This window comes from Kribbella pratensis (assembly GCF_004366075.1).
Lineage (GTDB): Bacteria > Actinomycetota > Actinomycetes > Propionibacteriales > Kribbellaceae > Kribbella > Kribbella pratensis.
Genome location: NZ_SODU01000005.1, coordinates 210164 through 236773 on the forward strand (window position 1 = coordinate 210164; position 26610 = coordinate 236773).

A 26610-nucleotide genomic window follows, 5' to 3' on the forward strand; every position below is an offset into this window, starting at 1 on the left:
GGGGAGGAATTGTCGATGAACACCGTGTCCGCACCGTCGGTCTCGCGCTGGCCCGCGGAGGTGCTGCCGCTCTTCGAACGTGCCATCACCTGCGAGTACGCGTCGCTCACCCGTTCGGGCGCACCGATCACCTGGCCGCTCACGCCGTACTACGACCCGGGCGCGACGACCGTCGACGTCAGCACCGGGCTCACGTATCCGGCCAAGGCGGAGCGTGCCCGGCGTGACCCGCGCGTCGCTCTGCTGTTCTCCGATCCGACCGGTTCCGGCCTGAGTGATACACCGGTTGTTCTGGTCCGGGGGTTGGCGACGGTTCGAGACGCCGACCTGCAGGCCAACACGGATCTGTACGTGCGTCGCGTGCTGGAGAAGCTGCCGCAGACAGTGACCGGGCAGCCGTGGTTCTTGGTACGGCGGCAGCAGTGGTACTGGGGCCGGCTGTGGATCGAGATCACGCCGCTGAAGATCCTGTGGTGGCCTGCCGGTCAGCTCGACGCCGAGCCGCTCCGCTGGGACGCCCCCGCAGACGTAACCGCACCGCCGTCGGATCCGGCGCCCGAGGGTGCCGCACCGCCGCCGTGGGCCGCACCACCGGCCGACTGGCGGCCGGGGGCCGATCGCGCGATGCGACTCGGCCACCCGGTACTGACCGTCCGCGACGCGGAAGGCTGGCCACTGCCGCTGCGATCGCTGGGAGTCGAGCGGGTGGACGACGGCTTCGTGGTCCGGACCGGTGCGCTCGGCACTGCGGCCGCCGGTCGGGCCTGTCTGACGTTCCACGACCATCCGGAAGTCTTCACCGGCCAGGAGAACGCCGCATTCGTCGGCACTGCGACCCCGGCTGCTGGCGGCGTCCATGTCCGGGTCGACCGTGCGCTGGCAGACTTCAGCCTTCCGACCGGCCGCTTCAGCCAGCTGCGGAGATTCGTGTCCAGCGGCCGGAAGTTGACGCCCCGACTTGCTCACGAGGCCGCTCGCAGACACCAGCCGGTACCGGTCGTCCGCCGTCCTGAATGACAGTCGTCAATGACCGTCGACAATGACAGCCGTTGACGACCGTCCGGAATGACAACAGCCTCCCGTCCGACTGGATGGGAGGCTGTTTCTCTGGTAGCCCCGACGGGATTCGAACCCGCGCTACCGCCTTGAGAGGGCGGCGTGCTAGGCCGCTACACAACGGGGCCAGAGGTGTGTCATCCGGACCTGATGGCCCGGGCAACGAGGTTGAACTGTACCGATTTTCACCGGTGCGGTCCAATCCGCTGGGGTACTAGGACTCGAACCTAGACTAACTGAACCAGAATCAGACGGGCTGCCAATTACCCCATACCCCAAAGGCATTTCACTGGGTCGAGAGTTTGTTTCCGCCCTCATCAACCCGGCTCGGAGAGCTTACCCGAGGCAGGGACCGGACAGCAAAACGGGCCCCTCGCAGCGGGTTGTCACTCCCGTCACACCCGTCCCGGGCCGGCGACCGGCAGCGCGGTCAACGGCAACTCGGAGCTGTCGGCCAGCTTCATCCGCCCGGACATCCACCACGCGATCGCGCCGAACGCCACGAACTTCACCACGTCGATCGTCACCAGCGGCCAGGGCGCGTCCTTCACGCCGAAGCTCGCCCCGACGGTGTCGGTCAGCGCCGCGAACACGAACGTCACCACGTTGTTCGCCGCATGCGACGCGATGCCGGCCTCCAGACCGCCGGTCCGGATGACGAGCAGCCCGGCGACCAGACCGAACGCGAGCCGGTCGACGAAGAGCGCCGGGCTCTGCCACGGCCAGATCCCGTGCGCCGCGGTGAACAGCACTCCGGTGACGATCACGACCACCAGCGAGCTCCGCACGAACGACCCGACGGCCTGCAGCAGGTACCCGCGGAAGAAGTACTCCTCCCCCGCGGCCTGGATCGGCGAGGTCAGCAGCGTGATCGCGATGACCGCGATCGCGTCCGGCGCCACACCGCCACCGTGGCGTTCACCGGTGGCGAGCGGGACGTTGCCGACCTGGATGATCGTGAACGCGACCAGCTCGAGCCCGACCGAGACCAGCGCGAACCAGGCCAGCGGCCGCCACCGCAGCCGGCCGACCACCGACGACAGCAGGCCCGGAGTCTGCTTGTTCAGGCCCCGGGCGACCAGCACCGACAGCGGGATCAAGGAGATCAGGGTCAGGTTGACGCCCAGCAACCCGAACCAGGACAGCGTCCCCTCGGCGTCCTTGTGGATCGCGAGTTGCACACCCTGGATCACGACCCCGGCGATCATCCAGCCGACCAGGATCGTGAGCGAACCCAGTACGACGAACGCGCGTGGCGTGATGTCGTTGTCGAGCAGCCGCTGGTACGGCGTGGTCTGCTTGCTCATCACGTCGTACGGCGAGCGCGCTCGAGCCGGTGCAGGGACTTCTCCCGCCCGAGCAGTTCCAGTGACTCGAACAGCGGCGGCGAGATCCGGCGACCGGAAATCGCCACCCGGACCGGGCCGAACGCGTTCTTCGGCTTCAGCCCGAGCCCGTCGATCAACGACGCCCGCAGCGCGGCCTCGATCGCCTCGGTGGCCCACTCGGTGTCGCCCAGGTCGGCCAGCGCCTTCGCGGCCGCGTCCAGTACTGCGTGCGCGTCACCGGTCAGCACCTTCGCGGCGGCGTCCGGATCGACCCTGAACGCGTCCTCGTCGACGAACAGGAACCCGAGCATCTCGTCGGACTCCGACAGCGTGTTCATCCGCTCCTGCACGAGCGGTACGGCGGCCCGCAATACCGCGAGCTGCTCCTCGGACGGCTGCTCCGCAAGCACGCCGGCCGTGGCCAGGAACGGGATCATCCGCTGCGCGAACTCCTCCTGCGGGAGCAGCCGCATGTGCGCGGCGTTGATCGCCTCGCACTTCTTCGGGTCGAAGCGGGCCGCGTTCGAGTTCACCTTGCGGATGTCGAACGCCTCGACCATCTCCGCCATCGTGAACACGTCACGGTCTTCGGCGATCGACCAGCCCAGCAGCGCCAGGTAGTTCAGCAGCCCCTCGGGCAGGAACCCGCGCTCGACGTACTCCGTCAGCCCGGATCCCTTGTCCCGCTTGGACAGCCGCTTGTTGCCCTCGCCCATCACCATCGGCAGATGCCCGAAGCGCGGCGTCCGGCCGCTGCCGACGCCGATCTCCGCCAGCGCCTCGTACAGCGCGATCTGCCGCGGCGTCGACGGCAGCAGGTCCTCACCGCGGAGGATGTGGGTGATCTCCATCAGCGCGTCGTCGACCGGATTCACCAGCGGGTAGAGCGGGTAGCCGTTCGCCCGGACCAGGACGTAGTCGCCGAGGTTCTCCGGAAGGAACGTGATCTCGCCGCGGACCAGGTCGTCGAACACGATCGGGCGGTCCGGCATCCGCAGTCGCACCACGGGCCGCCGGCCTTCGTCGACGTACGCCTGGACCTGCTCGGGCGAGAGGTTGCGGCAGTGACCGTCGTACCCGCTGTGCTGGCCGGCCGTGCGGGCCTCTTCGCGGCGCTGGTCGAGCTCCTCCTGCGAGCAGTAGCAGTGGTACGCCTTGCCGGCGGCCATCAGCTTCGCGACGACGTCGGCGTAGATGTCCATCCGCTCGGACTGCAGGTACGGACCGAAGTCGCCGCCGGCCTCGGGGCCCTCGTCCCAGTTCAGGCCGAGCCAGCGCAGCGCGTCGTACGTGTACCGGTAGCCCTCCTCGGTGTTCCGGGAGGTGTCGGTGTCCTCGATGCGGAGCACCAGCGTGCCGCCGAAGTGCCGGGCGAAGGCCCAGTTGAACAGCGCACTGCGGATGTTGCCGACGGTCAGCATGCCGGTCGGGGACGGTGGGAATCGGACCCTGACGGCACTCGGTTCCAGATCGCCCAGTACGGCGTCAGTCACGCACGATCACCTTGTTCGTCAGGGTTCCGATTCCTTCGATGCTGACCGAGACCTCGTCACCGGGCAGCATCGGGCCGACGCCGGCCGGGGTGCCGGTCAGCACCACGTCACCGGGCAGCAGCGTGGTGAAGGAGGTGATGTAGGCCAGCACCTCGGGGATGTCGAAGATGAACTGGGAGGTGCGCCCGTCCTGCTTGGGCTCACCGTTCAGCTCGGTGCTGACCCGCAGGTCGGACACGTCGAGCTCGGTGCTGATCCACGGACCGAGCGGGCAGAACGTGTCGAAGCCCTTGGCCCGCGCCCACTGCCCGTCGCTCTTCTGCAGGTCGCGCGCGGTCACGTCGTTCGCGATCGTGTAGCCGAAGATCACCTCGTTGACCCGCTCCTTGGGCAGATCCCGGCAGATCCGGCCGATCACGATCGCGAGCTCGCCCTCGAAGTGCAGGTCTCCTGTCTGCTCCGGGTAGACGATGCCGTCCCGCGGGCCGATCACGCTGGTGTTCGGCTTCAGGAAGATCAGCGGTTGTTCCGGTACGTCGTTGCCGAGCTCCGCGGCATGCGCCGCGTAGTTGCGGCCGACACAGACCACCTTGCTGCGCGGGATGACCGGCGCGAGCAGGCGGACGTCCGCGAGCTGCAGCTTTTCCCCGGTGAACTGCGCCGACCGGTAGAGGGGGTCGGAGTCGAGGACGTTGACAGTACCGGCGAGGCCTTCGGGGTCGTCGGTCTCGACGACGCCGTACTTCGGCTCGTCGTCCACGGAGAATCTGGCGATACGCACGGGCCGAGCCTACCGGGGCGTGGGATGAGACAGTTATGCGGTGACTGTTGAGATCCGGCCGGCCGTTCCGGCGGAGTACGACGCTGTGGGCGAGCTGACCGTGGAGGCGTACTCGCACGACGGTTTCGTTCGTGGTGAGTACGCGATGACGCTCCGTGCAGCCGCCGATCGCGCCGCGAAGGCGGAGCTGTGGGTCGCGGCGGACGCTTCCGGTCTGCTTGGCACTGTTACCTACTGTCCTGTCGGCTCGGTCTACCGCGAGATCGGGCGGGACGACGAGGGCGAGTTCCGGATGCTCGGCGTCGCGGGCCGCGCGCGGGGCCTGGGGATCGGGACCGCGCTGACCGAGCGCTGCATCTCGCGAACGCGTGAGCTCGGTCAGCGGCGAATCGTCATGAGCAGCGCCGTCTACATGACCACAGCGCACCGCATCTACGAGCGCCTCGGGTTCGTCCGCCTGCCTGAACGTGACTGGTCCCCCATCCCGGGCGTCGATCTGTACGCGTTCGCCCTGGACCTATGAGCGTCACGCTGCCCTTTGCGGAGTGGTCGTCGTACGCCGAGGATCACGCCGCGCGCGTCGACGTACTGCTGGCGGACCACCTGGAACGGCGGCGCCGCCGGGAAGCGCATCCGGTCGAGGACTTCCTCTTCACCTACTACCCGACGCGGCCGAACCAGCTCCGCGTCTGGCACCCGGGCCCTGGGATCCGCCTGGAAGACGCTGCTTCGTACGGCGATCGGCGCGGGTACGTCGTCGTCGACGGGACTGCCGCACTCGATCCGGCCGAGATCGCACGCCGCGCGGACAGCATCACGTGGATCCGCCGGCTGCTCGTGTCGACACTCGATCGACAGCCCCAGTTCGGGTGCTTCGGCCTGCACGAGTGGGCGATGGCCTACCGGACTCCCGACGTACGGCATGCCGCTTGGCCGCTCCGGCTAGGTGCCGAGGGCACCGATCAGGTCGTGGAGTCGCACAAGATCAGCTGTTCGCACTTCGACGCGTTCCGCTTCTTCACCACTCCTGCTCGGCCCCTGAACACACTCCAGCCCGACCGCGAATCCCAGCCTGCGTTGGAACAAGGCGGCTGCCTGCACGCGAACATGGACCTCTACAAATGGGCGACCAAGCTGATGCCGTTCACGCCCAGCTCACTGCTCCTGGAGTGCTTCGAGCTCGCCCGTGACATCCGCACCCTCGACATGCGCGCATCGCCGTACGACCTGGCTCCCCTCGGCTACTCCCCCGTGCGGATCGAAACCCCTGAAGGCAAAGCGGAGTACACCGCCGCCCAACGCGCCTTCGCCGACCGCGCCCGCCCACTCCGCGCGAAGCTGATCGCCCTCTGCGACGAGCTGCTCCGCTAACCTCCCTGCATGGGAAAGATCGTCGCCATTGCCTTCGCCGCGCTCCTCATCGCGACCGGCGGCGTCTGGACACTGCAGGGCCTCGGCTACCTCAAAGGCAGCTCCATGACCGGCAGCACCCTCTGGGCCACCATCGGCCCAATCACCGCAGCCTTCGGCGTCTCCCTGCTGTACGTCGCGATCCGCGGGCCTAGGAAGCGCTGACTCGCAGCACTGCCCACTGGTAGTGCAAGACGCGGTCGTCGTCCCAGGTCATCCACTCCTCCACCGCGCCGTACCGGCCGAGGACCTCGCGCAGTCCCTCGTCGCTGCGGATGCTGAAGAACCGGCCGGGACCGTAGCCCTTGCCGTCCTCCCAGACGTGTTCGTGTGCGCTGACGTCACCCCAGAGTCCGACGGCCAGCGGTGCTCCTGGGCGCAGTACCCGGATGATCTCCTGCAGCGCTTGGTCGAGATCTTCGTCGGCGACGTGCAGCAACGTGCTCATCGTCCAGCCGGCATCGAACGTCGCGTCGTCGAACGGCAGGTCGACGACCGAGGCGACCTCCGCGCGCAGGCCGAGCTCGCGGCAGGCGTCGACGCCGGCCGGCGACAGATCCACGCCGGTGTAGCTGAATCCGGCCGCCGCGATCGCTTCTCCGTCGCGACCGGGACCGCAGCCGAGTTCGAGGACCGTGTCGCGGCCTTCGGCGCGAAGTTGTTCGAGGTACGCCGTACGCCGGGCGATACGCGGCTCGGGGAGGTCACGCTCGACGCGAGCCTGGATCTCGTTGGAGTAGTAGGTGATGAGGTCCTGCTCGCGTTCTGCGCGGCTCATGGCTTCGTGACCTTCAGGGCGAAGAGAAGTGGGATACGAGGCGCGGTGTCCGGGAGACGCCACCAGCCCTCGGGGGTCTGCTGCATCGATGGCCAGCGAGGCCACGGGAGTACTTCGGATTCGCGCAGTGTAGTGATCTGGAAGCCGGCGCCCGCGAGGGTGGTGACGATCTCGCCGAGGCCGTGGCGCCACTCGTAGCTGGTCTGGCGGCCGGGGACTTCGTCGCCCGTGTAGGTGACGGTGGAGTCGCGAGCGATGGGCCCGCGGCCCTCTAGGTAGTCGGCGCGAAGAACCAGGTCGTCGGACTCGCCGGGCAGGGAGACCTCACGGAGCGCGTTGAGCAGCGGGTGGAACTCGACGATGTAAAGGACGCCGCCTGGCTTGAGCAGGTCGCGAACGACGTCAGCCCACTGCTTCAGCTCGGGCAGGTAACAGAGCGCGCCCTTGCCGGTGTAGACGATGTCGAACCGCCGTCCGTCGACCGCGTCCAAGGCGTCGTACACATTGGCGTGCACGTAGTCGACCTCGACGCCCGCCTCGGCTGCGATCCACCGTGCGGCCGCCAGCGACTTCTCGGACAGGTCGAGTCCGCTGGTCCGCGCACCCCGCCGCGCGAACTCGATCGTCTCGGTCCCCAGGTGACACTGCAGATGCAGTACGTCGCGACCGTCGAGCGGACCGAGATCCTTCCACTCGTAGTCGGCGAACCAGAACTCCGCGGGCCGGTCGTAGAACTCGCTCGCCGCGTGCAGCGGCGCCCGTGCGTTCCAGTCGGCCTGGTTTGCGGCCACCATCTGCTGCGTCTCAGCGTCCAGAGTCACAACCAGCAGTCTCCCCATCGCCGGGTTCAATGCAGGTTGTTTCTCCACAGACCTTGTTCAAGGTTTGTGGATAAGCTTGAATAAGGGTATGGCGAGGGTTGAGTTGCACCGCTGGCCCGGGCACCCCGACGGGTTCACCCGGGCGGAGCGCCTGGGCGGGTCGTACGAGCTGTATTTCCCCGACCCGCTGGTCGGGCGTGAGTTCGACCTGTCCGACGACGTGCTCGCAGTGCTCGAGGACGCCGCCGGCGATCTGGCCCGTCTGGACGCGACAGCCGCCGTCCTGACGAACAGCGAGGCACTGGCGCGATTGCTGCTGCGCGCCGAAGCGGTCGGGTCGTCGCACATCGAGGGACTCGTCGTCGGCGCACGCAGGTTGCTGAAGGCCGACGTACTGCGGGATCGCACCAGCGACGTGACCGCCGAGGAAGTGCTCGGCGCGGTCGACGCGATGACGTGGGTGACCGAGTCCGTCCAGGCCGGGGAGAAGCTCGAGGTCGACCATCTGCTCGAGGCGCATCGCCGGTTGATGGCGCAGTCGCCGCATCCGGAGTACGGCGGCGAGATCCGCTACCTGCAGAACTGGATCGGCGGCCGCTCCCCCGCCGAGGCGTACTACGTGCCGCCGCCGGCGCAACTGATCCCCGAACTGCTCGCGGACCTGATGACATTCGTCCGCGAGTCCGGGCTGCCGGTGCTGGCGAAGACGGCGATCGCGCACGCGCAGTTCGAGACCATCCACCCGTTCGCGGACGGCAACGGCCGGACCGGGCGCGCGCTGATCCACTTGATCCTGCGCGCCGACGGTCTGATCACGCGCACCGTGCCACCGGTCTCGCTCGCACTCGCGACCCACGCCGCGGAGTACGTCGAGACACTGACCGCCTTCCGGTACGTCGGGCGCGCGACGACCGCAAAGGCCCGCGCGGCCGCGAACCCGTGGCTGCGGATGTTCGCGAAGGCCTGCACGCACGCGACCGCCGAAGCCGCGCGCTTCGAGCGAAGTGCCGCAGACCTCAAGGCCGAATGGCGCGAACGCGCGGCGCCGGTCCGCGCCGGCTCCGCGGCCGAACTCCTGATCGAGGCACTGCCCGCCGCACCGGTCCTGACCCTCGCGGCCGCGGCCCAGCTCATCGACCGATCCCAGCAGGCCGCGAACCAGGGTCTCGCCCGGCTGGTCGAGACAGGCATCCTTCGCGAGATCACCGACGGGCGCCGGAACCGCGTCTACGAGGCGCCCGAACTGATCGACGCCTTCACCTTGCTGGAGCGTCGCTTCGCGAGTCCGGCCGCCGACACGCGGATCCAGGCGCCTAGCAGACCGGTCCCCGCGAGGCCAGAACCGACACGCTAGGGGGTTTGACTTTCCGGTCGCGATCGAGCAAGAATTCGAACACATGTTCGATCGTACAGGGGAGTTGTGATGCCGGAGGCGTTCGACTGGGACATCCTGCACCGGCCGTCGGCGATGGCGATGGTCCGCGGCCAGCTCGGCTTCAGCTGGATGGTGCTGTCCGGGCGGCTCGCCCAGTTGACCGACGAGCAGTACTTCTGGCGGCCCAGCAGTGAGGCGCTCACCGTCGTACGGCGGCACTACACCGGGCGATTCCGGCCACTCGGATCCGGCGAGTGGGTCGCGCAGTGGCCGGACGAACCGGACCATCGCGGACCGCGGACGATCGCCTGGCTGATCGCGCATCTGACCGAGATGTTCTTCGAGCGCTGGGAGTGGACGTTCGGCGAGAGCCGGCAGGGACGGGCCGACATCACGCTGCACGGCAACGCCCGGGACGCGGTCGCCTGGCTGACCTACTGGGTCGAGGCCTGGCAGGACGCGATCGCCGGCCTGGACGAGGACGCCGCGATGACGATCGGCCTGAGCCAGGCCAACGAACTGGATGCCGCCGAGCCGTTCGGCCACGTCGTCCTGCGGCTGAATCGCGAGCTGATCCATCACGGCTCGGAGATCATGACGCTCCAGGATCTCTACGCGGTCGCCGCATGATTCGAGGGCGAGGACCACAAGATGTGCGACACGCGGCGTGGCGCTACCACAAGATCTAGATCGATCCGCCTAGCATCACTACCACTGGTGGGTTGGAGCGATCAGCACCACAACATGTTGTGGGCGCCTGCCACCGGTGCGTGTACCGCCGGTGCACGCGGTCCGAGATCTCGCGGGTGGGTCGCAGGGCGTGACGGCAGTGTTCCCGGCCGGTGCCGCCGGTCCCGTCGTACGCCTGCTCGCGCGGTCCCGGATCTCCGAACTCTTCTGGAGCGCACACCTGTGACCATTGCTTCCTCATCATCTGTGGCAACGGCAGATCTCCGAACGGAGCTCACCGTCATCCGCAGGGACGGCACCAGTACGCCGTTCGACGCCACCAAGATCTCCGTCGCCATGACCAAGGCCTTCCTCGCTGTCGAGGGCTCCGAGGCCGGCGCCACGCACCGGGTCCGCGACCTGGTCGCCGACCTGACCGGCCGGGTCGTCGCCGCGTTGACCAGCCGCGGCGACACTCGTCGCAGCGTGCAGGTCGAGGACATCCAGGACCAGGTCGAGCTGGCGCTGATGCGCGCCGGCGAGCACCAGGTCGCCCGCGCCTACGTGCTGTACCGCGAGGAGCGGACCAAGGCCCGCACGCCCGCCGATCCGGCCGGCGTCACCGAGAAGCCGGCGCTGACCGTCCGCGCCGCCGACGGCAGCCGGTCCCCGCTCGACGTCGACCGGCTCCGGGTGATCGTCGCCGAAGCCGCCTCCGGACTCGACGCAGTCGACCCCGAGCTGATCCTGAACGAGACCCTCGGCGCCTGCTACGACGGCATCGCGCAGCACGAGGTCGAGCTCGCGATGGCGATGGCCGCGCGGTCGTACGTCGAGACCGAGCCGCAGTACAGCTTCGCCGCGTCCCGCCTGCTGCTGGACCAGATCCGTCGCGAGACGCTGGGTCGCGTCCACGGCGAGCCGCGTCAGGCGAGTCAGGCCGACATGACCACGGCGTACGTCGACTACTTCCCGCGCTACATCCAGCTCGGCATCGAGGCCGGGCAGCTCGACCCCGAGCTCGGCCGCTTCGATCTCGACCGGCTCGCCGCGGCGATCAAGCCCGAGGCCGATCTGAACTTCACGTTCCTCAGCCTGCAGACGCTCTACGACCGGTACCTGCTGCACCTCGCCAAGGTGCGGTACGAGTTGCCGCAGGCGTTCTTCCTCCGGGTCGCGATGGGAATGGCCCTGCGCGAGGACGACCGCGAGGCGCGGGCGATCGAGTTCTACGAACTGCTCAGCTCGTTCCGCTTCATGTCGTCGACGCCGACGCTGTTCAACTCCGGCACCACCCGGCCGCAGCTGTCGTCGTGCTTCCTGACCACGGTCGAGGACGACCTGTCCGGCATCTTCACCGGCATCCGCAACAACGCCCTGCTCGCGAAGTACTCCGGCGGCCTCGGCAACGACTGGACCCCGGTCCGCGGCATCGGCGCCCACATCCGCGGCACCAACGGCGAGTCCCAGGGCGTAGTCCCCTTCCTCAAAATCGCCAACGACACCGCCGTAGCTGTGAATCAGGGTGGAAAAAGGAAGGGCGCAGTCTGTGCGTATCTCGAGACGTGGCACATTGACGTCGAGGAGTTTCTTGATCTGCGGAAGAACACCGGCGACGAGCGGCGGCGTACGCATGACATGAACACCGCGAACTGGGTGCCGGATCTGTTTCTGCAGCGGGTCGAGGCCGGTGGGGAGTGGACCTTGTTCTCCCCCGACGAGGTGCCGGATCTGCACGATCTGTACGGCGCTGCGTTCGCCGAGGCGTACGCGCGGTACGAGGTGGCTGCGGATCGCGGGGAGATCCGGGTGTTCAAGCGGGTCAAGGCCGTTGACCTGTGGCGGCGGATGCTGACCGTATTGTTCGAGACCGGGCACCCGTGGATCACGTTCAAGGACGCCTGCAACCTGCGCTCGCCGCAGCAGCACGACGGCGTCGTCCACTCGTCGAACCTGTGCACCGAGATCACGCTGAACACGACCGTCGACGAGACCGCGGTCTGCAACCTCGGCTCGGTCAACCTGGTCGCCCATCTGACCGAGGACGGTCTGGATGCCGACCTGCTCCGCGACACCGTGAAGACCGCGGTGCGGATGCTCGACAACGTGATCGACGTGAACTTCTACACCACCCCGGAATCGGAGCGCGCCAACCAGCGGCACCGCCCGGTCGGCCTCGGCCTGATGGGATTCGCCGACGCGTTGTTCACATTGCGGATCCCGTACGCGTCCGACGCCGCGGTCGAGTTCGCGGACCGCTCGATGGAGCAGATCAGCTACCACGCGATCGAGGCGTCCAGTGAGCTCGCGGCCGAGCGCGGCCGGTACTCGTCGTACGACGGATCGCTGTGGAGCCTCGGGATCCTGCCGATCGACTCGCTCGACCTGCTGCACACGGCGCGCGACGGTGACGTGATCATCGACCGCGACACCCGGCTCGACTGGGACGGTCTGCGCGCGAAGGTCCTGCGTGACGGCATGCGGAACTCCAACGTGATGGCGATCGCGCCGACCGCGACGATCTCCAACATCTGCGGCGTGAGTCAGTCGATCGAGCCGACGTACAGCAACCTGTTCGTGAAGTCGAACATGTCAGGCGAGTTCACCGTCGCCAACCCGTACCTCGTCGCCGATCTGAAGGCACGCGGGCTGTGGGACCAGGTGATGGTGTCGGACCTGAAGTATCACGACGGCGTCGTCGCGGGGATCGAGCGGATCCCGGCCGATCTGCGCGAGCTGTACGCGACGGCGTTCGAGATCGACCCGCTCTGGCTGGTGAAGGCGGCGTCGCGGCGGCAGAAGTGGATCGACCAGGCGCAGTCGCTGAACCTCTACATGGCGAAGCCGTCCGGCCGGGCGCTCGACGAGCTTTACCGGTCAGCTTGGCGTTATGGCCTCAAAACGACTTATTACCTGCGTTCCCAGTCAGCGACCCATGTCGAGAAATCCACGCTGAAGGGCACCGACGGCCGGCTCAACGCCGTACCCGTATCCGTCCCTGAACCTACCGGAGCGGTCTGCTCGATCGACGACCCTGACTGCGAGGCCTGCCAGTGAGCGCCATTTCGATCGGGGCCGCCCGCGTCGAGGTCGCCGACAAGGCGATGATCAACTCGCGCGCGGACGTGAACCAGCTGCTGCCCTTGAAGTACACGTGGGCTTGGGAGAAATACCTTGCCGCGTGCAACAACCACTGGATGCCCACCGAGGTCTCGATGCAAGCCGATATCTCGCTGTGGAAGTCACGTGATGGTCTGACCGACGACGAGCGCTTGATGCTGAAGCGGAACCTCGGGTTCTTCGCCACCGCGGAGTCCCTGGTCGCGAACAACATCGTGCTGGCCGTCTACCGCCAGCTGAGCAACCCCGAGTGCAGGCAGTACCTGCTCCGCCAGGCGTTCGAGGAGGCGGTGCACACGCACACCTTCCAGTACATCTGCACGTCGCTCGGTCTCGACGAGGGCGAGCTGTTCAACATGTACCGCGAGGTGCCGTCGATCTCCGACAAGGACGCGTGGGCCCTGAAGTACACGCAACACTTGGAGGACCCGGATTTCCGCACTGGTACGCCGGAAGCGGACACCGCATTCCTGCGCGACCTGATCGCGTTCTACGTGGTGTTCGAGGGGATGTGGTTCTACACCGGGTTCGCGCAGATCCTGTCGCTCGGCCGGCGGAACAAGATGGTCGGGATCGCCGAGCAGTACCAGTACATCCTGCGCGACGAGTCGATCCACCTGAACTTCGGGATCGACTGCATCAACCAGATCAAGCAGGAGAACCCGCACCTGTGGACGACGGCGTTCCAGGCCGAGGTCCGGCAGATGCTGACCGAGGCGTGCGAGCTCGAAGTCGCCTACGGCCGCGCCACGATGCCCAACGGCATGCTCGGCCTGACCGCGGACCTCTGCGAGCAGTACATGCACTTCGTCACGGACCGCAGAGCAGAACAAATTGGTATCGAACCGATTTTCGGTGAAACGCGGAACCCCTTCGGATGGATGTCAGAGGTGATGGACCTGAAGAAGGAGAAGAACTTCTTCGAAACCCGCGTCATCGAGTACCAGTCCTCCAGCGGCCTCAGCTGGGACTGACCCGATCCGGGAGGCCCGCGGCGCAACTCGCCGCCCCGCGGGCCTCCCGCCAACGCACCGCCCGCCGAGCAGCTGACTCGGGGAGGATATTGCGCCGGTTGCGTGGAACGCCAAGCCTTGTCCGGACGATCGCGCCGAGGCGTGTCGTTTGGCTCGGCCCCGGGACCGCGAGTCGTGGATCGGGGTTGCGATTGGCCGCCGAAATCTAACCGGGCTCATCCGAGCAGTGCGAGGATCTCCGCCGTCGAGCCGGTCTCTCCCAGTCGCGGGAAGATCCAGTTCAGTGAGTTCTCGTGCGCGGAGGCGGACAGGTCGGTCATCGCGTCGGTGGCGAGGGTGACGTGGTAGCCGTGCTCGTACGCCGCTCGCGCGGTCGACTCCACGCCGATACTGGTGGCCACGCCGGTCAGCACAATCTGCGTGATGCCGCGACGGCGCAACTGCACATCGAGGTCGGTGCCGTGGAACGCACCCCAGTTGCGTTTCGTCACGACGATGTCCTCGGCGTTACCGGCCAGCTGGTCGACGATCTGGTCCGCCCCGGCCGGCGGCGTCCCTCCACCTGAGCGGGCCGGCTGCTCAGTCCGGCCGGGCAGCCGATCGCCACCGTCGGCGGCGAAGCTGACGCGGACGAGGACAACCGGCAGGTCGTGCTTACGGAAGGCGTCGGCGAGCTCGACGGTCTTGCCGATCACGTCCGCGGTGGAATGCGGCGCACCGGGCAGTAGGGCGACGGCGTTCTGCAGGTCGATGACGACGAGGGCGGTCTTCGGGTCAAGGGTGGTGACAGGCACAGTTGAACCTCTCTATTCGGGTAGGTCGAGGAAGGTGACCAGGAGGAGCAGGCCAGCGACGACGAGCAGGAAGATCGCCAGGTCGTGCAGTCCGGCCGTAGTTGCGCCGTACTGGAAGAAGTGGGCGTTCGCCGCGGCCGAGATGAGAGCGCCGACGTACACGCAGGTTCGTAGCAGGCCCGCGGATGAGCCGATGCGGGCCGGATCGGCCTGCTGGTACAGGGCGGTCTGGTTGGCGAGGTTGTTGAGGCCTTGTGGTACGCCGGCGATCACGCCGACGAGGGCGAGGACCCAGATCGGCGTGCTCGTGCCGACGAACAACTGCGCGGCCGCGGCCAGCAGCAAAAAGAGGCCTCCGGCAACGAGTTTGCCGCGGATCGCTGCCCGCCGGCCGGTCAGCGCGGTGATCACAACCGCCGCGAGCGACAGCGGCAACAGGAGCAGACCGGCCGCGGACGCACCGAGCCCGCGGGCCTCCTCCAGCCACTGGGTGAAGCCGTAGAGGAACGAGTAGGCGCCGACATACGCGAGCACCTGGCGGGTGTAGGTCATGATCAGCGGCCGGTTGCCACCCAGTACACGCAGATCGATGAATGGCTCCACCACCCGCAACTGCGCGATCACGAACGCCACGCCAAGGGCGACCGCGAGCACCACCAGGTACCAGTGCGAGACCCGCGGCTGCATGAGGAAGAACATCAGTGAGACCAAAGTGCCGGTGAACAGCACGATGCCCACGTAGTCCAGTCCGCCGGCACCCCGCGAACGTGCGCGGCGCGGCAGCCAGAGCGAGCCGAGGACCACGCAGATCACGGACAGCGGGACGTTGATCGTGAAGATCAGATGCCAGCCGCCGAGGCCGATCAGGAGGCCGCCCAGCGTCGGGCCGATCACCGCGATCACCTGGTTCGCGATCGACAGACTGCTGAGGATGGCGGCGGGCGTGTCCATCCCGGTCCGGTCGGCCTCGCTGCGGATCAAGGACATCGACGCCGGGTACGCCGCCGACGTACCGAGGCCGAGGAGGACACGCGATGCGACGAGTACGCCGAGGTTGGGGGCCAGCGCACCGAGCAGACCGGCCACGCCGACGAGCGAGGTGGCGATCAGGTAGAGCGGTCGCGGCCCGAACAGGTCGACGAGCCGGCCCATCACGGGCTGACCGACCGCGGTGGCCAGGTACAGGCCGGTGACCAGCCATGCGGTCTGCGACGGCGGTACGCCGAATGCGGCGCCGATCGGGATCAGCGCGACCGCGAGCATCGACGAGTTGATCGGGTTCAGGATCGACCCGACGAGCATCGGTGCGATCAGCCGCCGATCGAAGCGTTCCGGCGGCGTCACCTCGAGGCCGCCGTGGACGTGCGATGAGAACCGGTCAACGGTCGGTCGCCGCCTCGATCGCGTGGTCCAGCAAGGCGAGCGCCTTGATGATCGTCTGTCGCTCGGACTCGGTGCAGTGCTCCTGGAGCGTCTCCGCCAGCCACTCCTGCCGGACCTTGCGATCGCCCTGCAGACGATTCCGGCCGACTGTGGTCAGTGAGACCACCTGGCGGCGACCGTCCTCCGGATCCGGGTTGCGCTCGATCAACTCCGCCTCGCGCAGTCCGGCGAGAATCGCGGCCATCGACTGCGGCCGCACCCGCTCGGCCGCCGCGAGCTCGCTGGCCGACGCCGGTCCCTCCTTGTCCAACCGACTCAGCACGGACGACTGCGACGGCGTCAGGTCGTCGGTGTCCGCAAGCGCCTTCAACCGCCGTTTCACACGGCCGAACACCACCCGCACCTGACTCGCGGCCTGGACGGCAGACTCTGATACACCAGCCATATGAACAGTATAAACTGTTCAGTCCAGACTGACTATCTCTGGAGGGTCGCCAACCGGGCGTCGACGGCGGTCGACGAGAAGACCTCGTTGACGACCAGGCGTGCCATGCCGTCGAGGGCGGCGCGGTCGGCGAGCCGGCCGGTCGTGACGCCCAGATGACGGGTGGCCCGGGGCAGCGTCACCTGATAGAGGACCTCGTTGACGCCGGCCACGAAGTCCGTGTGGGCCAGGTCGCCCGCGATCATCAGCACCCCCGGATTGAGGACGCTCACCACGGTCGCGAGCACCTCCCCCACCCGGCGGCCGGCCTCGCGGGCGAGCCGCAACGCGTCCGGCTGCCCGGCCTGCAGCAACGCCCGGACGTCGGCGCCCGAGCGCGCGGCCACGCCCAGCTCGGTGAGCGCCGCGGCGATCGCGCCGCCGCTCGCGACCGCCGCCAGGCAGCCGATCGAGCCGCACTGGCACTTCGCGTCACCGGCGTCCCGGACCCGGATGTGCCCGATGTCGCCGGCCCCGCCGTCGATCCCACGGAACACCTGCCCGTCGATCACGACCCCGGACCCGATCCCGGTCGACACCTTGACCAGCACGAACGCCGGGCAGTCCGGGTACTCGGCGGTCTGCTCCCCGAGCGCCATCGCGTTCGCGTCGTTGTCGACCAGCACCGGTACGTCGAACCGGCGGCGGAGGTGATCGCGGATCGGGTACTCGTCCCAGCCCGGCATGATCGGCGGCCGGATCACCAGCCCGGTGTCGAACTCGACCGGACCGGGCACCGACACCCCGATTCCCGCCAGCTCCGCCGCCGACCGCCCAGCCGCGGCGAGCAACGCGTCGAACCAGTCCGCCAGCGTGTCGAGGACGACTCCCGGACCGTCCGCGATGACGAGGTCGCCGGACTGCTCGGCCAGCACGGCGCCGCCGAGATCCATCAGCGCGGCCCGCGCGTGCCGGGTGTCCAGGTCGGCGGTCAGCACGCAGGCATGCTGCTCGTCGAACCGCAGGACCACCGGCGGCCGCCCGCCGGTGGAAGCGGTCGACCCCGCTTCCACCAGCCAGCCGTTCTTCAGCAGGCCGTCGAGACGCTGGCCCAGCGTCGACCGGGAGAGGCCGGTGAGCTCCTGCAACTCGCCACGGGTCAGCGCCCGGCCGGTGCGAACGAGCTCCAGCAGGTACCCCGACGTCGTGAGATCAGCTCTTATCGGCCCCACTGGTCAATCCCTCCGTCAGCATGCGCTCCGCCGCGTAGAACATGAGCACCACCGGCAGAGTCAACACGACCGAGCCTGCCATCAGCACGGTCTTCGGCACCTCGACCCCGTTCGACAGTTGCTGCAGCCCGAGCGAGACCGTCCAGTGTGTCGGCTCGGCCGCCAGGAACAGCAGTGCGAACAGGAACTCGTTCCACGCGATCATGAAAACGTACAGCCCGGTGGCCATCACCGACGGAGCGGCCAGCGGCAGCACGATCCGCCGGATGATCGACAGCCGCGAGCACCCGTCCAGCGCGGCGGCCTCCTCGACACTCACCGGCACGGTCGCGAAGTAGTTGCGGAGCATGTAGATCGCGACCGGCACGGTCTGCGCGATGTACACGATCACCAGTCCGACGAGGCTGCCCTGCAGCCCGGCCTTGGCGAACATCACGAACAGCGGTACGGCGAGCAGCGTCGCCGGGAACAGGTACACGCCGAGGAAGAGCGCGCTCACCTCGCGCCGCCCGGTGAACCTCAGGCGGCTCACGGCGTACGCGCCCGGGATGGCGACCAGCAGCGTCAGGACGACGGCTCCGATCGACACCAGGGCGGAGTTCCGCAGCATGGTGAGGAAGCCCTGGCCGCCGTCCTCGACCGAGGTGAGCACCTGCCGGTACGAGTCCACGGTGAACTCGCTGACCGACACCCAGATCCGGCCCGGGTCCAGCAGCAGGTTGTCGATCGGCTTCACCGACAGCAACAGCATGTAGTAGAAGGGGAAGAGCGTCGCCACCACCAGGACAGCGATCACCACCCAGCGCATCACGCCGAAGAACTTCTCCTGGAACGCCGCCCTCACGACTCCTCCTCCTGTGCGCGCCGGCCCCAGAACCGGAAGTACAGACCGAGCAGCACGATCAGCACTGCCGCGAGTACGACGGCCTGCGCGGACGCCAGTCCGACATCGAACCGCGCGGTCAGGAACCGGTAGACCCGGACCGCGACCACGTCGGTCCCGGCGCCGCCGCCGGTCAGCAGGTACACGTCGTCGAACTTGTTGAACGTCATGATGAACCGCAGCACCGACAGCAGCGCGATCACCGGCATCAGCTGCGGCAGCAGGACGAACCGGAACCGCTGCCACGGCGTGGTCCCGTCCACGACGGCCGCCTCCTCGAGCACCACTGGGACCGCCTGCAGCCGGGCCAGCAGGAACAGGAAGGCGAACGGGAAGTACCGCCAGGTCTCGAAGGCGATCACGGTGAACAGCGCCATCGGCACCGGTACGCCGAGAACGTCGTACGAGCGTTGCGTCAGGAAGGCGATCGGGCGGTCCCAGCCGAAGATGTTCATGCCCCAGTGGTTGACCACGCCGAGGTCCGGGCTGAGCAGGACCTGCCAGACGAACGCGACGGCCACGACCGGTGCGACGTACGGCAGCAGCATGGCGCCGCGGATCAGGGCACGGCCGCGGAACGGCCGGCGCAGTGCGAGCGCTGCGACCAGGCCGACCAGGATCGAGCCGAGGGTGGAGCCGATCGTGTAGACGACCGTGGTCCACAGTGACGACCAGAAGCCCGGCGAGCTGAAAACACGTTCGAGGTTGCGCAGGGTCCAGTGGCCCCACAGGCCCTGGCTCTGGATGTCGACGAGCCGGACGCTCTGGAACGCCAGCACGATGGTCCAGAGGATCGGCAGCACCACGACGACCAGCACGATGACGAAGGTCGGCGAGACCAGCGCGAGCCCTGTCCGGTTCTCTTCGCGGCGGGCGGTGCGAGGCCTGGTACGGCGTTCCGGCTCGGTCGCCGGCGGCCGCTCGGTCAGTGTTGTCATCAGGCCCTCATCCCAACGTGTCCTGGATCGCGACGATGTCGTCGGTCGCCTGTTTCGCGGCCTCGTCGGCCGTCACCTGCCCGCTCGCCAGGGCGCTGATCGCCTTCGGCACCGGCAGCTCGCCGAGCGTCGCGCCGACCAGGGCTCCCTGTCCTTCGGTGATCCCCCAGCGCTGCATCTTGCCGACCCCCTCGCGCAGGTCGGTGATGAGCGGCGCAGGGTACAGCGCGGCCAGCGGCTTGCGCGCGTCGACGCCGATGTCGGCCTTGTCCCACGCCTGGTCGAACGCTTCCGGCTCGGCGGCGGTCCCGTGCCGGACCGGGAACTTGCCTTCGGCAGCCATCCCGATCCACTGGTTGTAGCCCTCGTTCAGCATGTACTCGACGAACTGTCGCGAAGCGTCCGCCTTCGCGGTCTTCGTGACGGTCCAGCCAGTGAGTTCACCGAACTGCGCCGGCTGCTTGCCGTCCGGCCCCTGTACGGCGGTGACGACACCGGTGTTGCGCGAGAGCCACTGCTTGTCCGCCTTGCACTGCTCGCAACTGGGCAGTGCGTCGTCGCGCAGGCCGGCGAGCTCGTCGAGCAGGAACGACGACCAGACCACCATGGCGGACTGCCCCGCGAAGTACGTCGCACGCGTCGAGTCGACCGTCTGCGTCCCTGAGGCGGAGTACTTGGTCGCCAGGTCACCGTAGAAGCGGAACGCGTCCTTGCACGGCCGGCTGTCGAGCGTCACCTTGCCCTGCGGGTCCACGAGCTGGCAGCCGTTCGCCAGCGCGAGGTGCTCGAAACTCTGCTGCGTGAACGGGTCCGCGGGGTCGGTGGCCAGCGAGATGCCCTCGACACCGCCCTTGTTCAGCGTCCGGGCCGCCTGCTCGATGGCAGCGTACGTCGTCGGCGCGGGCAGCCCGGCGGCCGCGAACAGGTCCTTGCGGTAGTAGAGCAGCTGAGTCCAGCCGTCCGACGGTACGGCGAGTTGCCGGCCACCGTCCCTGGTGAGCTCGAGCGCCCGCGGGTTGAACGTGGAACTGCCGAGATCCTCGACCGCCTGGTTCGCGACGTCGGGGTTGAGCAGGCCGTTGCTCGACAGCTGCTGCATCGCGGCCAGCGGGACCGCGCCGATCACGTCGGGCAGCTTGCCGGCCGCGGCCGCCGACATCACCAGCTGGCTGAGCTGCGGCTCGTCGACCCCGACGAGCTTCACCTCGATGCCGGTCTCGGCGGTGAACTTCTTCAGGATCTGTCGTGTGGTCTCGAGCCGGTCGGAGACGTTCTCCAGCGACCACACGGTGATGCTGCGCGGGTTGCCGCCGGCGGACTCGTCGCCGCACGACGTCAGCAACCCTGCGGCGAGCACCAGCGCGCACAAGGTGCCGAGCACCTTGGTCAGACGTGCCATGCGTCCTCCTCGATGGACGATCACGAGGCATAACATCAGGACTTATGCGTTTTGACAAGACCTAAGTCCGGATGATTTGTTGGTCTCGTTCCGTTCGCCAGTGCCGGAGGTGCCCTGTGGCCCGTGTCGTCCAGTTCTCCGCTCCCCGCGTCGCCGAGGTCGTCGACTTCGATCCGCCACCGCTGCCGCCGGGCCACGTCCGTGTGCGGACGGCGTTCTCCGGTATCTCCGCCGGCACCGAGCTGACGGCGTACCGCGGCACGAATCCGTACCTGACGCGCAGCTGGGACCCGGACGCCCGGCTGTTCCGCGAATCGACCGCGGGGATCGCGTTCCCGGTCGTCGGCTGGGGGTACTCCGAGTCCGGCGAGGTCACCGAGGTCGCGGACGACGTGACCGGCCTCGCGCTGGGCGACCAGGTGTGGGGCATCTGGGGTCACCGCAGCGAGGCCGTGCTGCCGGCCGAGAAGCTGGCCGGGCACCAACTGCCCGACGGCGTCGACCTGGCCGCGGCCGCGTTCGCGCGGGTCGGAGCGATCGCCTTCAACGCGATCCTGGCCGCCGGGATCTCGCTCGGCGAACTTGTCGCGATCTACGGTCAAGGCGTGATCGGCTTGCTGGCCACCCGGCTCGCGGTGCTGAGCGGTGCGCGCGTCGTCACCGTCGATGCGGTTCCCGCGCGACGCGAGGAGTCGGTGCGCTTCGGAGCGGTCGAGTCGCTGGCGCCCGGGGCGGCGGCCGAGCGGATCCGCGAGCTGAGTCCGGCCGGCGCGGACACGGCGATCGAGCTGTCCGGCGTGTACGCCGCGCTGCACGAAGCGATCCGGTCCGTGACGGTCGGCGGGCGGGTGGTTGCCTCGGGCTTCTACCAAGGTGGCGGCGACGCGCTACGGCTCGGCGAGGAGTTCCACCACAACCGCGTGCAACTGGTCAGCTCGCAGATCGGCGGGGTGCCGCCGGAGCTGACCGGACGCTGGTCGGTCGATCGGCTGCAGACGACGTTCCTCGGTCTGATCGGCAGCGGTCAGGTCGACGTGCGGCCGCTGATCAGTCACCGCGTCCCGGTCGACGACGCCGCGGACGCCTACACCCTGCTCGACACGCGTCCCGGCGACGCCCTGCAAGTGCTGCTGGAGTTCTGATGAAGATCATTTGCCAAGAGCAACTGCTGCCGGGCGAGAGCCTGCAGGAGAAGTGGGACTTCGCGGTTGCCGCCGGCTACGAGGGTATCGAGCTGCGCGGCAAGGGTGACCTGTCGTTCCGCGACCGCTTGCCGGAGCTCCGGCAGGCCAAGGCGGACGGTGTCGTGATGCCGACGGTCTGCGTCGACATGCTGCACTTCTTCGGCGCGTTCGACGCCGATCAGCGGGCCGACGCGGTGGCGCAGATGAAGTCGCAGTTGTCGGTGATCGCGGAGCTCGGCGGGATCGGCGCACAGACCCCGGCGTCCTACGGGATGTTCTCCCGGCGGCTACCGCCGTTCGAGCCGCCGCGGGACGAGGCCGGCGACCGTGAGGTGCTGCTCGACGGACTCCGTCAGCTGGGTGAGCACGCGGCGTCCGAGGGCGTCGAGCTGTTCCTGGAGCCGCTCAATCGGTACGAGGACCACATGGTCAACCGGCTCGAGCAGGCCGCTGGACTGATCCAGGAGGTCGGGCTGGACGCGGTGCGGATCGGCATCGACAGCTATCACATGAACATCGAGGAAGCCGACCCGTCCGCCGCGATCACCGAGTTCGCGGCGTACGTCGGCCATGTGCAGCTGAGCGACTCGAACCGGCTGCAGCCGGGCGCGGGGCATCTCGACTGGGCCGCGTTCCTCGGCGCGCTGGATGCGGTGGGCTACGACCGGTACCTGGCCGTCGAGTGCCGGTTGAGTGGTGACCCGGTCGAGGCGGTCCGCTCGATCCCCGCTGTCGTCAGGCGGTACGTGTGAGCGAGCTGCGGCGCGCGGCGGAGCGCGTGCTGTTGGGGAACTGGACCGGCCGGTCGACCGTGCCGTCGCACTCCCTGTATCCGCATCACTGGAGCTGGGACTCGGCGTTCATCGCGATCGGCCTACGGCACCTCTCGCCCCGCCGTGCCCAGGTCGAGCTGGAGTCCCTGTTCGGCGCGCAGTGGCAGGACGGGCGGATCCCGCACATCAGCTTCTCCCCCAGCGTCCCGCGGGACGCGTACTTTCCCGGGCCCGACTTCTGGCAGGCGACGACGCGAGGCGGGGTGGAGAGCTCCGGGATCGTCCAGCCGCCGGTTCATGCGCTCGCGGTCTGGCTGACCCATCAGGCCGACGAGGCCGAGTCGATCCGCCGGGGCTTCCTGGCCAGGATGTATCCGAAGCTCGTTGCCTGGCACACCTATCTGCGCGAGCGCCGCGATCTCGGTGGGCGCGGACTGGTCGCAGTGGTGCATCCGTGGGAATCGGGCATGGACAACAGTCCGGCCTGGGACGAGGCGCTCGCGCGGGTCGAGCCGGCGCCGTTGCATTCGTTCACCCGCAGGGACACCGACCATGCCAGCGACGACGACCGGCCGACGGACCTCGACTACGGACGCTACGTCCAGCTCGCGGCGACGTACCGGGACCACGGGTACGACGACGCGCGGACACCGTTCACCTTCGCCCTCGAGGACCCCTGTTTCAACGCCCTGCTCATCGCCTCCGAGCATGCGCTGGCCTCCATCGCGGAGGCTCTGTCTCTCGACCCCAGCCGCCATGTCACCGCGGCCGCCGAGTTGACATCCGCCCTGACCACCCTGTTCCACGACGGCATCTTCCGCCCCCGCGACCTGCGCGCAGGCCAGCCGAGAGCGGAAGATGAGCAGACAACGGCGGGTGAGCAGGCAGCGGGGCGGCTTGTCGAGGTCGACACGGTGGCGGGGCTGGTGCCGTTGATCGTGCCGGAGTTGCCGCAGGCGAAGGAGTTGCTGGCGACTGCGCGGGGACCGAAGTTCCGGTTGGGCGAGGTGCGGATGGTGCCGAGCTACGACCTGACCGGGCCGGCGTTCGAGCCCGGACGCTACTGGCGCGGCCCGAGCTGGTTCAACACCGCGTGGCTGTTGCATCGCGGCCTGGTTCAGCGAGGCGAGCACCAGGCGGAAGAGCTGGCCGACGCGTTGCGGGCCGACGTACTCGAGCTTGCGGGATCGACCGGCTTCGCCGAGTACGTCGAGCCCTTCACCGGCGAGGCCCGCGGCGCCCGCGACTTCTCCTGGACCGCAGCCCTCGCCCTCGACCTGCTCCGCCCCTCTCGCCCTTGACCTCCGCCCCTCTCGCCCCTGACCTCCGCCCCTCTCGCCCTTGACCTCCGCCCCTCTCGCCCCTGACCTCCGCCCCTCTAGCCCGGGCCTCCCTCCCACCCGCCCATGACCTTCGACCACTCGCGCTTGACCTGCTGGATGCACTCGCCAACCGAGGCGGCCCCCGGACATCCCAGCTAGGAGGTCAGGCGTCGGCGGAGGGTCGGGAGGAGCCCGAGGGCGTTGTCGCGGCTGATCTGGCGGTGTCGGCGTCGGTGCCGGGTGGCGGATGATCCGGGTGCTGGTCGTGGACGACGAGTGGATGGTGCGCGCGATGCTGTTCCGGATTCTCGACGGGTACGACGACCTCGAGGTCGTCGGCGAGGCCGAGGACGGACGCCAGGCGGTCGAGGAAGCGCGCTGCATCGCCAACAGCGATATCGCCGAGCAGCTGTATCTCAGCGAGGCGACGGTGAAGACTCACGTCAGCCGGATCCTCGCCAAGCTGCAACTCACGAACCGCGTGCAGGCCGCGATCCTCGCCCACCACGCGGGGCTCAGCTGACGGAGACCTCGAGGACGCCGATCACCTTGGCGAGCCGGGCGGCGACGCGGCCGGCGTCGAAACCGTCGCCTTCGACGACGACCCGCAACTCGCCGCGGTCCAGTGAGAGCGAGAGCTCGCGAACGTCGTACGGGTTCAGAAGTACGGCGATCCGCGCGAGGATCCCCGTGGTCTCGACGACCTGGGCGGTGAACTCGGTGACGGTGCGTTCGACCGCGAGGAGACTCATCGCACGACCTCCTTGTGGCGCAGGAGACCGAACGTGAAGCCGTCGACCAGCGCCTCCCAGGACGCCTCGACGATGTTGTGGCCGACCCCGACCGTCACCCACGAGCCCTCGCCGTCCGCGGTCTCGATCAGCACTCTGATCACCGCGTCCGTCCCGTGTCCCTGGTCGAGGATGCGGACCTTGTAGTCGACCAACTCGAACTTGTTCACCACCGGGTACGCGCGCTCGATCGCGGTCCGCAGCGCGTGGTCGAGCGCATTGACCGGGCCGTTGCCCTCGCCCGTGACGATCTCCCGCTCGCCGCCCGCGACCAGCTTCACCGTCGACTCCGACACCGCCTCGCCGTCGGCGCGCGACTCGGTGATCACGCGCCAGGACTCGACGTCGAAGAAGGACGCCCGCTCGCCGGTCACCTCTTCGGTCAGCAGCAGCGAGAACGACGCGTCCGCGGCCTCGAACGTGTATCCGCGCGACTCCATCTCCTTCACCCGATCGGTCACCCGGCTGACCAGCTCGCGGTCGCTGCCGAGGTCGAACCCGAGCTCCCGGCCCTTCAGCTCGACGCTCGCCCGGCCCGCCATCTCGGACACCAGCATCCGCATGTCGTTGCCGACCTTCGCCGGATCCGTGTGCTGGTAGAGATCCGGGTCCACCTTGATCGCGCTGGCGTGCAGGCCCGCCTTGTGGGCGAACGCGGACACACCGACGTACGGCTGCCGGGTCGACGGCGGCACGTTCGTCACCTCGGCGATCGCGTGCGCGAGCCGGAACGACTCGGCGAGATTGCCCTCCGGGAGCAGCTTCAGGTCACGCTTGAGCTCGAGGTTGGCGACGATCGCCAGCAGATCGGCGTTACCGGTGCGTTCGCCGTACCCGTTGATCGTGCCCTGGACGTGCGTGACGCCGGCCTCGACGGCGGCGATCGTGTTCGCCACCGCGCAGCCGGCGTCGTTGTGACAGTGGATGCCGAGCCTGGCCCCGGTCGATTCGAGTACGTCGCGGACGACGTCCTGGAGCTCCCGGGGCAACGTCCCGCCGTTGGTGTCGCACAAGGCGACGACGTCGGCGCCGGCCTCGGTGGCTACCCGTACGACCTCGAGCGCGTAGGCGCGGTTCGCGCGGTACCCGTCGAAGAAGTGTTCGGTGTCGAGGAAGACCCGCTGGCCGTTCTCCCGCAGGTGCCGGACGGTGTCGGCGACCATCCGGAGGTTCTCGTCGAGCGTCGTCCGCAAGGCCCGTTCGACGTGCGCGTCGTGGCTCTTGGCAACGAGTGTGACGACGCCGGCGCCGGACTCCCGCAGCGCGGCGACCTGCGGGTCGTCGGCGGCCACGGCCTCCGGCTTACAGGTCGCACCGAAGGCCGCGAACGTCGCGTGCCGCAGGTGCAGCTCGGTCTTCGCCCGCTCGAAGAACTCGGTGTCCTTGGGTACGGCGCCCGGCCAGCCGCCCTCGATGAAGCCGACCCCGAGCTCGTCCAGGTACTGCGCGATGGCGATCTTGTCGGCCACGGACAGCGCCAGACCCTCCTGCTGCGCACCGTCGCGCAGAGTGGTGTCGTACACGTGGAAATCGTCCGAGATAGTCATGGGGGTCGGCCTTCCGGAGGGGTGTGCGGCGTCGATACGGGCAAACAAAAAACCTCCCGCAAGGTGCGAGAGGTCTGCGCGCTCAGGTACAGCTTGCTGAGCGCGCCTAGGAAATAATCACCCGATAGTGCTTCA

At 68.3% G+C, this 26610-nt stretch carries 27 protein-coding genes and 2 tRNA genes; 13 read left to right on the forward strand and 16 right to left on the reverse strand.

All coding sequences use genetic code 11. From position 1 onward, the window contains the following. The first annotated feature begins 15 nt into the window (after window positions 1-15). Window positions 16-1017 carry a pyridoxamine 5'-phosphate oxidase family protein gene (locus EV137_RS37700; protein WP_202871329.1) on the forward strand — a complete coding sequence of 334 codons (1002 nt, stop codon included), beginning with the start codon at window positions 16-18 and terminating at the stop codon, window positions 1015-1017. A gap of 91 nt (window positions 1018-1108) precedes the next feature. Here EV137_RS37700 and EV137_RS37705 read toward each other — a convergent pair. From EV137_RS37705 to EV137_RS37725, 5 genes are all read right to left on the reverse strand, one after another. Beyond that, window positions 1109-1184 (reverse strand) — tRNA-Glu (locus EV137_RS37705). Between the two features lie 78 nt (window positions 1185-1262). Next, window positions 1263-1334: transfer RNA gene (locus tag EV137_RS37710), tRNA-Gln, on the reverse strand. A 117-nt stretch (window positions 1335-1451) separates the two neighbouring features. Next, complete coding sequence (locus tag EV137_RS37715) at window positions 1452-2363, reverse strand: CPBP family intramembrane glutamic endopeptidase (protein ID WP_134132938.1); 912 nt, start codon at window positions 2361-2363, stop codon at window positions 1452-1454. After that, window positions 2363-3877: a glutamate--tRNA ligase gene (gene gltX / locus EV137_RS37720; protein ID WP_134132940.1), complete on the reverse strand. Its 1515-nt coding sequence runs from the start codon at window positions 3875-3877 to the stop codon at window positions 2363-2365. Before gltX ends, EV137_RS37715 begins: the two co-directional genes overlap by 1 nt. Next, entirely contained in the window at window positions 3870-4658 is a 789-nt protein-coding gene (locus tag EV137_RS37725; protein ID WP_134132941.1) for a fumarylacetoacetate hydrolase family protein, read from the reverse strand. Before EV137_RS37725 ends, gltX begins: the two co-directional genes overlap by 8 nt. Window positions 4659-4698: 40 nt before the next feature. On the opposite strand from EV137_RS37725, the gene EV137_RS37730 reads away from it, so the two are divergent. From EV137_RS37730 to EV137_RS37740, 3 genes are read left to right on the forward strand one after another with little or no spacing between them, the layout of a single operon-like run. Beyond that, the gene (locus EV137_RS37730; protein ID WP_134132942.1) at window positions 4699-5181 is read left to right on the forward strand and encodes a GNAT family N-acetyltransferase; all 483 of its coding nucleotides are present in this window, start codon (window positions 4699-4701) and stop codon (window positions 5179-5181) included. Continuing rightward, the gene (locus EV137_RS37735; protein ID WP_134132944.1) at window positions 5178-6029 is read left to right on the forward strand and encodes a 3-methyladenine DNA glycosylase; all 852 of its coding nucleotides are present in this window, start codon (window positions 5178-5180) and stop codon (window positions 6027-6029) included. Before EV137_RS37730 ends, EV137_RS37735 begins: the two co-directional genes overlap by 4 nt. A 9-nt stretch (window positions 6030-6038) precedes the next feature. After that, window positions 6039-6233, forward strand: coding sequence for a hypothetical protein (locus EV137_RS37740; protein WP_134011098.1), 195 nt, complete (start codon window positions 6039-6041; stop codon window positions 6231-6233). Here the strand turns inward: EV137_RS37740 and EV137_RS37745 are convergent. Then, on the reverse strand, window positions 6220-6846 hold the full coding sequence (locus EV137_RS37745; RefSeq protein ID WP_134132945.1) for a class I SAM-dependent methyltransferase: 627 nt from the start codon (window positions 6844-6846) through the stop codon (window positions 6220-6222). The two genes, EV137_RS37740 and EV137_RS37745, sit on opposite strands and share 14 nt — an antisense overlap. Continuing rightward, complete coding sequence (locus EV137_RS37750; protein ID WP_134132947.1) at window positions 6843-7667, reverse strand: class I SAM-dependent methyltransferase; 825 nt, start codon at window positions 7665-7667, stop codon at window positions 6843-6845. The genes EV137_RS37745 and EV137_RS37750 overlap by 4 nt, the downstream gene beginning before the upstream one ends. Before the next feature lie 88 nt (window positions 7668-7755). Here EV137_RS37750 and EV137_RS37755 point away from each other — a divergent pair, with 88 nt between their 5' ends. The 5 genes from EV137_RS37755 to EV137_RS37770 all read left to right on the forward strand — a co-directional run bounded on the left by EV137_RS37755 (window position 7756) and on the right by EV137_RS37770 (window position 13805). Then, window positions 7756-9021, forward strand: a complete 1266-nt coding sequence (locus EV137_RS37755; RefSeq protein WP_238175832.1) for a Fic family protein — start codon at window positions 7756-7758, stop codon at window positions 9019-9021. A gap of 69 nt (window positions 9022-9090) precedes the next feature. Further along, a complete protein-coding gene (locus EV137_RS37760) occupies window positions 9091-9672 on the forward strand; it encodes a DinB family protein (RefSeq protein WP_133788795.1) in 582 nt (193 codons plus the stop codon). A 136-nt stretch (window positions 9673-9808) separates the two neighbouring features. Continuing rightward, entirely contained in the window at window positions 9809-9958 is a 150-nt protein-coding gene (locus EV137_RS40910) for a hypothetical protein (RefSeq protein WP_166680123.1), read from the forward strand. 20 nt (window positions 9959-9978) lie between these two features. Next, window positions 9979-12768, forward strand: coding sequence for a ribonucleoside-diphosphate reductase subunit alpha (locus EV137_RS37765; RefSeq protein ID WP_238175835.1), 2790 nt, complete (start codon window positions 9979-9981; stop codon window positions 12766-12768). Further along, window positions 12765-13805 (forward strand): ribonucleotide-diphosphate reductase subunit beta, encoded by a 1041-nt coding sequence (locus tag EV137_RS37770; RefSeq protein WP_238175836.1) that lies wholly within the window; start codon window positions 12765-12767, stop codon window positions 13803-13805. Before EV137_RS37765 ends, EV137_RS37770 begins: the two co-directional genes overlap by 4 nt. A gap of 215 nt (window positions 13806-14020) precedes the next feature. Here EV137_RS37770 and EV137_RS37775 read toward each other — a convergent pair whose 3' ends face one another. Genes EV137_RS37775 through EV137_RS37805 form a run of 7 tightly spaced genes read right to left on the reverse strand, consistent with a single transcriptional unit; the run spans window position 14021 to window position 20858 of the window. Next, window positions 14021-14599 carry an isochorismatase family protein gene (locus EV137_RS37775; protein WP_134132950.1) on the reverse strand — a complete coding sequence of 193 codons (579 nt, stop codon included), beginning with the start codon at window positions 14597-14599 and terminating at the stop codon, window positions 14021-14023. 12 nt (window positions 14600-14611) lie between these two features. Beyond that, on the reverse strand, window positions 14612-15943 hold the full coding sequence (locus EV137_RS37780) for an MFS transporter (protein WP_202871331.1): 1332 nt from the start codon (window positions 15941-15943) through the stop codon (window positions 14612-14614). A gap of 34 nt (window positions 15944-15977) precedes the next feature. Beyond that, the gene (locus EV137_RS37785; RefSeq protein ID WP_134132951.1) at window positions 15978-16427 is read right to left on the reverse strand and encodes a MarR family winged helix-turn-helix transcriptional regulator; all 450 of its coding nucleotides are present in this window, start codon (window positions 16425-16427) and stop codon (window positions 15978-15980) included. Between the two features lie 32 nt (window positions 16428-16459). Beyond that, on the reverse strand, window positions 16460-17638 hold the full coding sequence (locus EV137_RS37790; protein WP_202871332.1) for an ROK family transcriptional regulator: 1179 nt from the start codon (window positions 17636-17638) through the stop codon (window positions 16460-16462). Continuing rightward, window positions 17619-18482 (reverse strand): carbohydrate ABC transporter permease, encoded by an 864-nt coding sequence (locus EV137_RS37795; protein WP_238175837.1) that lies wholly within the window; start codon window positions 18480-18482, stop codon window positions 17619-17621. Before EV137_RS37795 ends, EV137_RS37790 begins: the two co-directional genes overlap by 20 nt. Further along, complete coding sequence (locus tag EV137_RS37800) at window positions 18479-19459, reverse strand: carbohydrate ABC transporter permease (RefSeq protein ID WP_134132953.1); 981 nt, start codon at window positions 19457-19459, stop codon at window positions 18479-18481. The genes EV137_RS37795 and EV137_RS37800 overlap by 4 nt, the downstream gene beginning before the upstream one ends. A 7-nt stretch (window positions 19460-19466) precedes the next feature. After that, entirely contained in the window at window positions 19467-20858 is a 1392-nt protein-coding gene (locus tag EV137_RS37805; RefSeq protein WP_134132954.1) for an ABC transporter substrate-binding protein, read from the reverse strand. A gap of 116 nt (window positions 20859-20974) precedes the next feature. On the opposite strand from EV137_RS37805, the gene EV137_RS37810 reads away from it, so the two are divergent. The 4 genes from EV137_RS37810 (at window position 20975) to EV137_RS37825 (ending at window position 24660) form a co-directional block, all read left to right on the forward strand. Next, on the forward strand, window positions 20975-22000 hold the full coding sequence (locus tag EV137_RS37810) for a zinc-dependent alcohol dehydrogenase (protein WP_134132955.1): 1026 nt from the start codon (window positions 20975-20977) through the stop codon (window positions 21998-22000). Then, window positions 22000-22794: a sugar phosphate isomerase/epimerase family protein gene (locus tag EV137_RS37815; RefSeq protein WP_134132957.1), complete on the forward strand. Its 795-nt coding sequence runs from the start codon at window positions 22000-22002 to the stop codon at window positions 22792-22794. The genes EV137_RS37810 and EV137_RS37815 overlap by 1 nt, the downstream gene beginning before the upstream one ends. Next, window positions 22791-24116 carry an MGH1-like glycoside hydrolase domain-containing protein gene (locus EV137_RS37820; protein WP_134132958.1) on the forward strand — a complete coding sequence of 442 codons (1326 nt, stop codon included), beginning with the start codon at window positions 22791-22793 and terminating at the stop codon, window positions 24114-24116. The genes EV137_RS37815 and EV137_RS37820 overlap by 4 nt, the downstream gene beginning before the upstream one ends. A gap of 268 nt (window positions 24117-24384) precedes the next feature. Then, window positions 24385-24660, forward strand: a complete 276-nt coding sequence (locus EV137_RS37825) for a response regulator transcription factor (RefSeq protein ID WP_134011078.1) — start codon at window positions 24385-24387, stop codon at window positions 24658-24660. Here the strand turns inward: EV137_RS37825 and EV137_RS37830 are convergent. Continuing rightward, window positions 24653-24889, reverse strand: coding sequence for a hypothetical protein (locus EV137_RS37830; RefSeq protein ID WP_134132959.1), 237 nt, complete (start codon window positions 24887-24889; stop codon window positions 24653-24655). The two genes, EV137_RS37825 and EV137_RS37830, sit on opposite strands and share 8 nt — an antisense overlap. Then, a complete protein-coding gene (gene cimA / locus EV137_RS37835) occupies window positions 24886-26475 on the reverse strand; it encodes a citramalate synthase (protein ID WP_134011073.1) in 1590 nt (529 codons plus the stop codon). The genes EV137_RS37830 and cimA overlap by 4 nt, the downstream gene beginning before the upstream one ends. Between the last annotated feature and the right edge of the window lie 135 nt (window positions 26476-26610).